The organism is Microseira wollei NIES-4236 (genome assembly GCF_020521235.1).
In the GTDB taxonomy this organism is placed as follows: Bacteria; Cyanobacteriota; Cyanobacteriia; order Cyanobacteriales; family Aerosakkonemataceae; genus Microseira; species Microseira wollei.
The window spans coordinates 1-10,105 of the sequence record NZ_BLAY01000253.1 but is presented as its reverse complement, the minus strand read 5'-3'; the positions used below and the strand labels follow the sequence as shown (position 1 = coordinate 10,105).

13 protein-coding genes, 1 tRNA gene and 1 pseudogene are annotated in these 10,105 nt (G+C 47.5%); 8 read left to right on the top strand and 7 right to left on the bottom strand.

The features are described from left to right. On the top strand, window positions 1-261 hold a 261-nt coding region (locus tag MiSe_RS44420; RefSeq protein WP_226592950.1), incomplete at its 5' end, for a hypothetical protein. On the opposite strand, the gene MiSe_RS44415 is transcribed toward MiSe_RS44420, so the two are convergent. The 3 genes from MiSe_RS44415 to pedR all read right to left on the bottom strand — a co-directional run bounded on the left by MiSe_RS44415 (window position 245) and on the right by pedR (window position 1,813). Continuing rightward, window positions 245-484 carry a photosystem I reaction center subunit IV gene (locus tag MiSe_RS44415; protein ID WP_226592948.1) on the bottom strand — a complete coding sequence of 80 codons (240 nt, stop codon included), beginning with the start codon at window positions 482-484 and terminating at the stop codon, window positions 245-247. The genes MiSe_RS44420 and MiSe_RS44415 overlap by 17 nt on opposite strands. A 105-nt stretch (window positions 485-589) precedes the next feature. After that, a complete protein-coding gene (locus MiSe_RS44410; RefSeq protein WP_226592946.1) occupies window positions 590-1,222 on the bottom strand; it encodes a DUF6391 domain-containing protein in 633 nt (210 codons plus the stop codon). Between the two features lie 297 nt (window positions 1,223-1,519). Further along, complete coding sequence (gene pedR, locus MiSe_RS44405; RefSeq protein ID WP_226592944.1) at window positions 1,520-1,813, bottom strand: photosynthetic electron transport-dependent transcriptional regulator PedR; 294 nt, start codon at window positions 1,811-1,813, stop codon at window positions 1,520-1,522. Between the two features lie 297 nt (window positions 1,814-2,110). Between pedR and MiSe_RS54270 the strand changes: the two are divergent. From MiSe_RS54270 to cynS, 3 genes and pseudogenes are all read left to right on the top strand, one after another. After that, window positions 2,111-2,789: pseudogene (locus tag MiSe_RS54270) on the top strand (RNA-guided endonuclease InsQ/TnpB family protein); the annotation flags it as partial. Window positions 2,790-2,830: 41 nt separating this feature from the next. Further along, on the top strand, window positions 2,831-3,805 hold the full coding sequence (locus MiSe_RS44385; RefSeq protein ID WP_226592942.1) for a carbohydrate kinase family protein: 975 nt from the start codon (window positions 2,831-2,833) through the stop codon (window positions 3,803-3,805). 105 nt (window positions 3,806-3,910) lie between these two features. After that, the gene (gene cynS, locus MiSe_RS44380; RefSeq protein ID WP_226592939.1) at window positions 3,911-4,348 is read left to right on the top strand and encodes a cyanase; all 438 of its coding nucleotides are present in this window, start codon (window positions 3,911-3,913) and stop codon (window positions 4,346-4,348) included. Window positions 4,349-4,404: 56 nt separating this feature from the next. On the opposite strand, the gene aqpZ is transcribed toward cynS, so the two are convergent. Both aqpZ and leuD read right to left on the bottom strand, forming a co-directional pair. Further along, window positions 4,405-5,124 (bottom strand): aquaporin Z, encoded by a 720-nt coding sequence (aqpZ, locus tag MiSe_RS44375; RefSeq protein WP_226592937.1) that lies wholly within the window; start codon window positions 5,122-5,124, stop codon window positions 4,405-4,407. A 237-nt stretch (window positions 5,125-5,361) separates the two neighbouring features. Further along, complete coding sequence (gene leuD / locus MiSe_RS44370; protein WP_226592935.1) at window positions 5,362-5,970, bottom strand: 3-isopropylmalate dehydratase small subunit; 609 nt, start codon at window positions 5,968-5,970, stop codon at window positions 5,362-5,364. An 89-nt stretch (window positions 5,971-6,059) separates the two neighbouring features. On the opposite strand from leuD, the gene MiSe_RS44365 reads away from it, so the two are divergent. Beyond that, window positions 6,060-6,605 carry an AAA family ATPase gene (locus MiSe_RS44365; RefSeq protein WP_226592932.1) on the top strand — a complete coding sequence of 182 codons (546 nt, stop codon included), beginning with the start codon at window positions 6,060-6,062 and terminating at the stop codon, window positions 6,603-6,605. A 144-nt stretch (window positions 6,606-6,749) separates the two neighbouring features. On the opposite strand, the gene leuC is transcribed toward MiSe_RS44365, so the two are convergent. Then, window positions 6,750-8,156, bottom strand: coding sequence for a 3-isopropylmalate dehydratase large subunit (gene leuC / locus MiSe_RS44360; protein ID WP_226592930.1), 1,407 nt, complete (start codon window positions 8,154-8,156; stop codon window positions 6,750-6,752). On the opposite strand from leuC, the gene MiSe_RS44355 reads away from it, so the two are divergent. The 3 genes from MiSe_RS44355 to MiSe_RS44345 all read left to right on the top strand — a co-directional run bounded on the left by MiSe_RS44355 (window position 8,121) and on the right by MiSe_RS44345 (window position 9,586). After that, window positions 8,121-8,711: an HNH endonuclease gene (locus tag MiSe_RS44355; protein ID WP_226592928.1), complete on the top strand. Its 591-nt coding sequence runs from the start codon at window positions 8,121-8,123 to the stop codon at window positions 8,709-8,711. The genes leuC and MiSe_RS44355 overlap by 36 nt on opposite strands. A 59-nt stretch (window positions 8,712-8,770) precedes the next feature. Continuing rightward, a tRNA-Thr gene (locus MiSe_RS44350) sits at window positions 8,771-8,842 on the top strand. Window positions 8,843-8,977: 135 nt separating this feature from the next. Next, entirely contained in the window at window positions 8,978-9,586 is a 609-nt protein-coding gene (locus tag MiSe_RS44345) for a class I SAM-dependent methyltransferase (protein ID WP_226592926.1), read from the top strand. A gap of 230 nt (window positions 9,587-9,816) precedes the next feature. Here the strand turns inward: MiSe_RS44345 and MiSe_RS44340 are convergent. Next, window positions 9,817-10,105, bottom strand: a 289-nt coding sequence (locus MiSe_RS44340; protein ID WP_226592924.1) for a hypothetical protein, incomplete at its 5' end; no start/stop codon positions are given.

The following is a 10,105-nucleotide window of genomic DNA, read 5'->3' as shown; positions in this document are numbered from 1 at the left end:
ACGACCTCAAAATTTGTCATGCCTTGGGCACCGCTTGCCAAAATCTGCGCTTACGACCTCAAAATTTGTCATGCCTTGGGCACCGCTTGCCAAAATCTGCGCTTACGACCTCAAAATTTGTCATGCCTTGGGCACCGCTTGCCAAAATCTGCGCTTACGACCTCAAAATTTGTCATGCCGTGGGCACGGCTTGCCAAAATCTGCGCTTACGACCTCAAAATTTGTCATGCCGTGCCCCTACTGGCTACTTCTTCGCCTTAGCTGGAGCGGGTGCTTCAACTTCTTCCAGTTCGCTCGTGGCAAAGTTATTGCTGTTGACGCCACTCGCGCTGCCGCTAAAGCCAGTGTAATTGACTTTCTCAAAGCGAACGATCACGTTGTACTTGATGCCGCTAGTGTCGATGGAAGCCACCGTGCCGACATCTTGATACCAGTAGGAATCTTTGCGGAGAACTCGCACTTTAGAACCACGTTGAATAGCCATGTGTGTTTTCCCTTTCCAGATGTATCTGCAAATGATTGCGGAATTGCTATACAGCGTACTATCGCACAGGTACGTACTGAGCGGTTTAAGTTTTAAGTTTTGTTGCTATTCTACCCACCGCAGGCGGACGAAATGGGCTGGACGCCCCCAGACATCGCGAGTGAAGGTAATGTCTGCGAGCGCTAGATTAAACGGAATCGCGGTCGTCAGGTATTTTTGGGCGATCGCACCCGCATTGGGGGCGATTTGGGATGCTGCCATCGCCGCCACGCCCAAAGCAATTATCTGCTCAACTGGGCCCCGTGGCAAAAGCAGATGTATCCCCAATGCGAGTCCAAACGTCAGCATCATCGAGACGGATAAATTTGTCCCGCAGCGGGGATGGACGGCTAAATCCCATTCACCGCTAGTAATGCGTTGCAACGCCATCCGGACAGCACGCCGCAGATCGGTTGCGTTTACTTGTCCGTAGAGGTAGAATCCATGCTCGGTAGACATCCCCCCCAATAACTCGTTATCGCGAGTCGTAGCAGCGCTGTACTCAGCAGCGCCAGAGTTGCTCAACACCCAAACTGTGGCGTGTTCGAGCGCATGAACCTGCCGTAACATGAGAATTTCTTTTAAACCTGGAATAAAGTTCAGTTGTTTGAGTAAATCGGCATCCTGTGTGGGGTAAGGCGCCGTCCAATCCCAGGGGAACGAGTCAAAAGGAGTTTGAGTGGAAGCAGAGGTAGTCATATCACAACTTATCCTAAGATAGGCGATGGCACGATACGTTTTCTCAACTGTATCGCTGGATGCTCTGAAGTAGCTCAGGACTTACGCAAAGAAACCGGGTTTCTTGGAAAAATCGTTGCTTGGGAAACTAGAGATCATGGTCGAAACTTTGGTGATGGCATCGACCTGCGTCAGTCCTGTAGCGGCAAATTTTTGTTGATAAAATTGAGGGCTGACCCAAAGGTGTCAGCCGCTCTCTCCTGTTAGGCTTGGTGCGTGCTTGTTGCAAGCGATCGCCTTTTCCCGTTCCGGATTCGATCAGGACATGACTTGATCCTTCTTGAGATTTGTCACCGGAGTTGTTGGCAGGCTACAGCAGTTGACCTCATCAATACAAACTTTGCCCCACTGCAAAGCCCACCGCACCAGCGCCACCCGGTTGTCTGTCCCGGTCTTGGTCAAAATGTTGCTAATGTGATTGTCAACGGTGCGCTTGCTAATTTCTAGCTGTTCCGCTATATCGTGGTTAGTCAAGCCCGCCGCCACTAGGTCGATGATTTGCAGTTCCCTTTCTGAAAGGGTTGCAGGGGATTCTGAAACGTTACCAGCCATATATCGATTCCTATACCTGTATATGTACCTAGTCTAACCTTAGAATACTGTACGAGATGGCTTTTATCTTCTGTCTTGGCGGTGATATATCCCTAAAATAACGCGCGAGCAAGCGTAGCCCCGTCAGGAACTCACACGGGTAAAAAAGAACTATCAGAGCGCGTTCATGTATGTGAAAATTGCGGCTACACAACGGATCGAGACGTAGCAGCCGCTCAAGTCGTCCTCAATAGAGGGTGTGCAGCCGTCGGACAGTCGGTCAAGATGCGTGAGCGTGGGGAAAGTCGTTGGACTGCCAATCAGTTGCGCAAGCAGAAGAAACTAGCACGTAAACAGAAGGGGAGTAATTCAAGAAAAAAATCTAGAAAAGTTGTCGCCAAAGTCTACGAACGGGTTAGCAATTCACGGCAATATTTTCTAGATAAACTGAGTTATAAGTTGGTCAGCTAAGCCTTGCTGTTCTAGAGAATCTTCATGGTCATTGCGCATGGTACGCCATCAGAATTTGGCGAAAGCAATATCTGTAGCGCTGCGATATCGCGGATTTACAAAAAACACCTGGAAGTGTTTTTTAATCAATCATTTCTATGTAAATATACCAGCGCGCAGTGCTATGATACTGGCTGGGGAACATTTACCAACTTTTTAGCCTCTAAGTTAGAACGCAAGGGTGGAAAGTTGGTTGAAATTGATAGATGGTTCCCCAGTTCCAAAATTTGCTCTAATTGTTTCTATCAACTTGATGAAATGCCGTTGGAGGTGAGGAAGTGGACTTGTCCTCATTGTGGCACTCACCACGATCGAGATGGAAACGCAGCGATAAATATTAGAGCTTATGGTATCAGAATGCTTTTGGCGGAAGGTTCAGCCGTCTTTTGCTGTAGTCGGCAAGGTAAGACCAAAGCTGGGACGAAAGTCCAATCTTTGGCACTCGCCTATGAGTACAGAAGCTCCATCCCCCTATGGGGTGGGGTAGTTCACCCTGTTTGCCTAACATCCAACAAAAGGAACGTACCCGTGTCAAATGCCCGTGTTCTCTGCCTTGGTGAAGTTTTATTCGACTGTCTGGCAGATCAACCAGGTCGCCCCCTCGACGCTGTCGAGTCCTGGACTTCCTATCCGGGAGGTGCGCCCGCGAATGTAGCTTGTGCTTTAGTAAAATTGGGAACCTCGTCTGGCTTTATCGGTTGTGTCGGTCAGGATGAAGCGGGGAACTCGCTTGTACAGTTGCTACAGGAAATAGGAGTCGATACCACTGGGATTGGGCGTCATCCAAAAGCCCCGACGCGCCAAGTTTACGTTTTGCGAAGTCTTACAGGCGATCGCAGTTTCGCCGGATTCGGATCTCTCGATACAACAGAATTTGCCGACGCCTTCCTGCAAGCTGACCAACTTCCGGTAGAACTATTTGAACGCGCAGAATTTTTGGTACTCGGTACCCTCGAACTCGCTTATCCCCAAACGCGACAAGCTATTACTAAAGCTATTCAATTAGCAGAGCAGTATCATCTTAAAATCTTGGTGGATGTAAACTGGCGTCCCATGTTTTGGCCCGCTCCCAACGCCGCCACCGCGCCGATCCTGGACTTAATTCAACACGTTGATTTTGTCAAGCTTTCCCTCGAAGAAGCCGAATGGCTATTTGGCACTAACGATCCGAAAGCGATCGCCGATCGGTTCGACTCCCTGGAAGGAGTTTTGATCACCGATGGCGAAAAAGGTTGTTCGTTCTGCTTTGCCCACGAAAACGAAGGCAGATTACCTGCTTTCCCCGTCAAAGCTGAGGATACCACGGGCGCCGGGGATGGCTTTGTCGCCGGAATTATCCACCAAATTTGCCTCAAAGGAATCAAAGCCTTAAGCGATCCCCAAACCGCTAGGCATATGGTGGCTTACGCTAGTGCCGTCGGGGCGATGATAGCAATGAAACCAGGTGCGATCGCCGCCCAACCTACCGCCGAGCAAGTGGAAGAGTTCTTGCGATCGCATTAATATTTTGTTTGGGTAATGGGTAATAGGTAATTGGTAATTGTTTATGCCGCGCCAATTACCAATTCCCAATTCCCAATTCCCAATTCCCAATTTTCGGAGTTTTTTATGCTTCCAGAAGTTACCCAGAAACTGTTAGCTGCAAAAAAAGAAAAGAACATTTCCTTTGCCGAATTGGAAAAAATCTTAGGCCGCGACGAAGTTTGGATCGCCGCCGTTATCTACCGTCAAGCAAGCGCTGACGAATCCGAAGCCAATAAACTCATCGAAGCGTTAGGACTTCCCCCTATTTTCGCTAAAGAATTAACCGAATGTCCCCTCAAAGGATTGGGACCCGTTGTCCCAACCGACCCGTTAATTTATCGATTTTACGAGATTATGCAAGTTTATGGAATGCCGCTGAAGGCAGTGATTCACGACAAGTTTGGCGACGGAATTATGAGCGCGATCGACTTTACCTTGGATGTGGAAAAGGAAGAAGATCCAAAGGGCGACAGGGTTAAAGTCATCATGTCTGGAAAATTCTTACCCTACAAAAAGTGGTAACCCATTAATAGGGTGGGTAACCCCCACCCTACACTTATTGTCGCGAATTTCCATACCTAGGCTGGGACTTCTTCCTGATAACTCCTAGCTCTTTCGTCGGGCTTAATTAATTTGTAAGCGTACACTCCCAAAACAGCACCGACAATCGGAGCGAGAATAAACAACCACAATTGTCCTATAGCCCATCCACCTTGAAATACTGCCACACCGATGCTTCTGGCAGGATTAACTGATGTGTTGGTTACAGGAATACCCACCAAATGGATCAACACCAGCATCAAACCGATAGAAAGACCTCCAAAACCTGCTGGAAATTTTGGATGGGTCGTTCCCATGATCGTAAACAGCAAAAATGCGGTTAATACAATCTCGGTAATTGCTGCTGCTAGTAGACCGTAACCTCCAGGAGAATGCTCCCCAAATCCATTGGTAGCAAATCCTTTAGTAATATCAAAGCCCTTCGTTCCCGAAGCAATTACATACAACACGCCACCCGCTATAATTCCGCCTACAATCTGCCCAATTATGTAAAAAGGCACAAAACGCGGCTCTACTTTTTTGGCAACGACTAACCCAATTGTTACCGCTGGATTAATATGACACCCGGAAATTTCCCCGATGGTGTAAGCCATGATCAGCAAAGATAAACCAAAGGCAAACGAGACTCCCAAAAAGCCTATTTGTTTGCCCGCTAAAACTGCACTTCCGCATCCGCCGAACACCAATACGAAAGTACCGATCGCTTCAGCGACCAGTATTTTTGTGTTTTTGTTCATGATTAAAAACCTACCAAATCGAAGGTTTGCTATTAATTTTGGCTTGACTTTATCACCTTCCTTTTTTCTTGTCAATTCTAAAGAAAAAATAAAATTAGCAACCGGGTTTCTTTCCTAGAAACCCGGTTTCTTTGCCAGGAAATTTTACGGAGCGCACCTGTACTAGGTAGCAGGAAATACTTTTAATACTGACTTTGCCCCAAGGAAAATTTAGGTAAGAAACTGTGACCAATTATCCTAAGAGGCAGGTAATTTGCTCCAATTCATATAGGGCAGATTCGCAGCGGTGGCGCGAATTTGGTCGGCGCGATCGCACAACTGACCGCAAGCATCCCAAGTGCCAGAAACGAACATATTTTTAGCACCTTCCCCCATGGCAATTGGGGCAGAAAAGTCGCCGCATTGCACTTGCATGGTTTCCAAATTTACCGTCATCGGTGTTTGGGGATTGGATGTTAAAATTTCTTGCAATTGCTTGACAGTTGCAGCATCGGCAGTCACGCAGGGAATACCGATAGCGACGCAATTGCCGAAAAAGATTTCGGCGAAACTTTCAGCGATTAAAGCTTGAATGCCCCATTTTGCGATCGCTTGCGGTGCGTGTTCCCGCGACGAACCGCAGCCAAAGTTGCGATTTGCCACCAAAATTTTCGCACCTTGAAACTGCGATCGGTCAAACGGATGTTCGCCGTTGAGTGCTTTTCGGTCATCTTCAAAAGCATGTGCGCCCAAACCATCAAAAGTAACGCAACGCAAAAATCGAGCCGGAATAATCCGATCGGTATCAATATCATCGCCCACCAAGGGAATACCGCGTCCGGAAACTGATTTAACTTCGCTGACCATTGTTTGTTCTCCTCGAAAAAGAATTGTGGATTCGGAATCAATTAATCGTTTAATGTTGCAATACTCAGGAATATTGAACAGGCTCGGCTATGGCATCTATCACGATTATTACCGGGTGTCCTGGCAGTGGAAAAACAACGTTATCGACTCGACTGGCGCAGGGATTACCCAAGGGGGTTCACTTACATGCAGATGATTTTTATGATTACATCGCTCAAAAGATCTCGCCAATTCTGCCAGAAGCACATCAACAGAATACAACAGTGATGCGAGCGATAGCGAATGCCACAGCTGCTTATGTCACTGGTGAATATGACGTAGTGCTGGATGGCATTTTTGGCCCTTGGTTTCTGCCGACACTGGCGGAGGAATTTCAGTCGTTAACCTGTCCGGTGAATTACGTTGTGCTTCGCCTACCGCTAGAGGAAACTATTTTGCGGGCAACTACACGTCTGAACAACCCTGCCAGCGAGGAAATTATCAGGCATATGTATCCGCTATTTAACCAGCTTGGAGAATTTGAACGGTATGTATTTGAAGTAGGCGTGAGCGCTAGTGAAGATATTCTCATTGACTTAAATCAACGTCTTCAAGCTGGTGAGTTTCGGCTTAATTGGTCGCTGGTGACTCGATAAACGAGGCAGCAGCCCACTTTTCTCGTTTTCTCGTTCCCAGGCAAGAGCCTGGGAACGCAATTCTTGAGGCTCTGCCTCCGGTGAAAAACGAGGCTCTGCCTCTGTACCTGTGTTACCAGGCAAGATCCTGGTAACAAGAAATGCCTAATTCAACAACTCGCGCACATCAGATACTTCGCCTTTGACTGCTGCTGCTGCAACCATCGCCGGACTCATCAATAAGGTACGACCAGAGGCGGAACCTTGCCGTCCTTTAAAGTTGCGGTTAGAAGAAGAAGCGCTAATTTGCCTGCCTTGAAGTTTATCGGGATTCATCGCCAGACACATGGAACATCCCGGTTCTCGCCATTCAAAACCTGCTGCTTGGAAGATTTTGTCTAATCCTTCCGCTTCTGCTTGCTGCTTCACTCGTTCCGAACCTGGAACGACGAAAGCTTTGATTCCTGCGGCGACGTGACGACCTTGAGCAATTTTGGCAGCTTCTCGCAAATCGCTAATCCTTCCGTTGGTGCAACTGCCGATAAAGCAAACATCGACTTTAGTACCACAGATAGGTTGACCGGGAGCCAAATCCATGTATTGGTAAGCTTCTTGGGCGATGAATCTATCTTCTTCTGGCAGTTCTTCCGGAGTTGGTACGACTTGATTGACGCCAATTCCTTGACCGGGTGTAATTCCCCAAGTAACCGTCGGGGGAATGTCAGCGGCGTCGAAAACTACCAGATCATCGTACTCGGCATCGCGATCGCTCTTAATCGATTCCCACCAAGCAACAGCTTTATCCCAATCTTCACCTTTGGGTGCAAAATCCCTACCTTTGAGATATTCGTAAGTAACGCTATCCGGATTAACGTAACCGCATCTCGCACCGCCTTCGATTGCCATATTGCAAACGGTCATCCGTTCTTCCATACTCATTTGCTCGAAAGTAGTGCCTGCAAATTCGTAGGCATATCCGACGCCGCCTTTCACTCCCAGAGTGCGGATGATGTGGAGGATAACATCTTTGGCGTAGACACCTGGTTTTAGAGTCCCGTTGACTTCTATTTTGCGGACTTTTAATTTAGAGAGGGCGAGAGTTTGGGAAGCGAGAACATCGCGCACTTGACTGGTACCGATGCCAAAAGCGATCGCACCAAATGCACCATGAGTAGAAGTATGACTATCTCCACAAGCAATAGTCATCCCTGGTTGAGTCAGTCCCAACTCTGGTGCTATGACATGGACAATCCCCTGATTCCCAGAACCAATATTGTAAAAAGTAATGCCATTTGCTTGACAACTCTGCTCGAGAGCCTGCATCATTTCCTCTGCCAGGTCATCCACAAACGGACGCGCCTGATTATCTGTAGGGACGATATGGTCTACCGTAGCGATCGTCCGTTCTGGATACATTACCTTTAGACCCCGTTCCCGTAACATCGCAAAAGCTTGGGGACTGGTAACTTCGTGAATTAAATGCAGTCCTATAAACAGTTGCGTCTGTCCTGAAGGAAGCGTTCCAACTGCGTGTAGATGCCAAACTTTGTCAAACAGAGTGCCTTTGCTCATACTTACTTAAACGGGTCTTTTAGCCTTGGGATCTTCGATGTTATCAAAAATTTAGCCGACTCCCTTGACCCGAAAGGATTTCTCAAACATTCGGCAAGACTTTCCATAAATCGAGGTGTACCGATGCCAATGCCGAAAAAACCCAGATTGCAATGCCTCAACTGCGGTAGAGACACAAAAAGAGCGGTAGATAAGTACTGCGATAACAAATGCCAGCACGAACATAAATATAAAGTTTACGTAGTGTCTTGGCTATCCGGACAAGAAAACGGCGTCAGTCTCAAATATGGCAACATCTCCAAATACGTGCGGAGATATTTAATTGAGAGAGATGGCGAGAAGTGTTCGCTTTGCGGATGGTGCAAAGTCAATCCTCATACGGGCAAGATTCCGGTTGAGGTAGACCATATTGATGGCAATTGGCAGAACAACTCGCCAGATAATCTTCGCCTCTTATGTCCTAATTGTCACTCGCTGACGCCCACGTACAAGGCACGAAATAAGGGCAAAGGCAGAGATTGGCGGCGCGAGTTGTATGCGTCCAAGCTGGAGTAGGTAAAATTTGGCGTCATAGCGATCGCAGCGTACCAAACTTTGCTATAGTGTCTATAGTTGCTGGTGTAGCTCAGTGGTAGAGCACCCGCCTTGTAAGCGGGCGGTCATGGGTTCAAATCCCTTCACCAGCTTGGTTTCAGCCATTTTGAATAGAGCGAATCGCATCCCCAAACCCCTTTTCCACCTGCGGGTTTGTATTCCCTCAGACTTTAGTCCCCCGCAGGCTTTGTTACACTCAGGTGGCGAAACACATTCCAGTTCTCGTCATGCCAGAACAGTCTCCATCCCAGGATTTTGAAAGCAAATGGCCTCAATACTACCAAGCTGTCTCAGGTAGACCCCCCCGTCCTACGCTTTTAGCCGCATTGGAACGCTTCGAGACACCAGGGTTCGCGGTTGATTTGGGATGCGGCGAAGGTCGCGATACCGTGGAACTACTCAGACGAGGTTGGCGAGTTTTAGCCATTGATGGCAATCCAGAAGCATTTGACCGGATGCTAGGGCGAGAAGATTTGCAAAATACGGATAATTTAGCCACAAAAGTCGCAAAATTTCAAGCAGCGACTTGGCCCCAAACCGATTTAATTAATGCTAGCTTTACTCTGCCCTTTTGTCCCCCCGAATATTTTCCCGAATTGTGGGATAAAATCGTCCAAAGCCTGGGTCCGGGGGGTCGTTTTTGCGGTCAATTATTTGGGGATAGAGACGATTGGGCAAGTATTCCCACCCACACCCATCATACCATAGAACAAGCAGAAAAGTTATTAGAACCATTTGAAATTGAAATGTTTAAAGTGGAAGAAGAAGACGGAAAAACAGCATTGCAGGAACCGAAGCATTGGCATATTTTTCATATTGTGGCGCAAAAGAGGTAATGGGTAATCGGTAATTGGTAATTGGTAATTGGTAATTGGTAATGGGTAATGGGTAATTGGTAATGGGTAATTGGTGTAAATGTAGGGGCGGGTTTCACCAAAGGATTTGAACTCGAACAAACAATTTATATAAACCCGCCCCGACAAGATGTTTGATGTACGTGCGATCGCATCAGAAAAAATCCTCACCCATAGATCGCCAAATCCGGTAGGGACACGGCAGCCAAAATCTATTTGTCACAGCCTTGATCTGTTGATTGCCTTGTCCCTACAGGCGATGATAAAGAGGGCAAGATATCGCGCGCGCATATGAAAAAATCATCAGTCATTAGTCGCCAAGCCAAATTGGGTAATTGGTAATTGGTAAAAATGTAGGGGCGGGTTTCACCAAGGGATTTGAACTCGAACAAACAATTTATATAAACCCGCCCCGACAAGATGTTTGATGTACGTGCGATCGCATCAGAAAAAATCCTCACCCATAGATCGCCAAATCCGGTAGGGACACGGCAGCCAAAA

Coding starts and splice junctions, on each gene's coding strand:
- leuD (WP_226592935.1), bottom strand. CDS start 5,970: ATGGTCAGCGAAGTTAAATCAGTTTCCGGACGCGGTATTCCCTTGGTG.
- MiSe_RS44365 (WP_226592932.1), top strand. CDS start 6,060: ATGGCATCTATCACGATTATTACCGGGTGTCCTGGCAGTGGAAAAACA.
- MiSe_RS44355 (WP_226592928.1), top strand. CDS start 8,121: ATGCCAAACTTTGTCAAACAGAGTGCCTTTGCTCATACTTACTTAAAC.
- MiSe_RS44415 (WP_226592948.1), bottom strand. CDS start 484: ATGGCTATTCAACGTGGTTCTAAAGTGCGAGTTCTCCGCAAAGATTCC.
- MiSe_RS44410 (WP_226592946.1), bottom strand. CDS start 1,222: ATGACTACCTCTGCTTCCACTCAAACTCCTTTTGACTCGTTCCCCTGG.
- leuC (WP_226592930.1), bottom strand. CDS start 8,156: ATGAGCAAAGGCACTCTGTTTGACAAAGTTTGGCATCTACACGCAGTT.
- cynS (WP_226592939.1), top strand. CDS start 3,911: ATGCTTCCAGAAGTTACCCAGAAACTGTTAGCTGCAAAAAAAGAAAAG.
- aqpZ (WP_226592937.1), bottom strand. CDS start 5,124: ATGAACAAAAACACAAAAATACTGGTCGCTGAAGCGATCGGTACTTTC.
- pedR (WP_226592944.1), bottom strand. CDS start 1,813: ATGGCTGGTAACGTTTCAGAATCCCCTGCAACCCTTTCAGAAAGGGAA.
- MiSe_RS44345 (WP_226592926.1), top strand. CDS start 8,978: ATGCCAGAACAGTCTCCATCCCAGGATTTTGAAAGCAAATGGCCTCAA.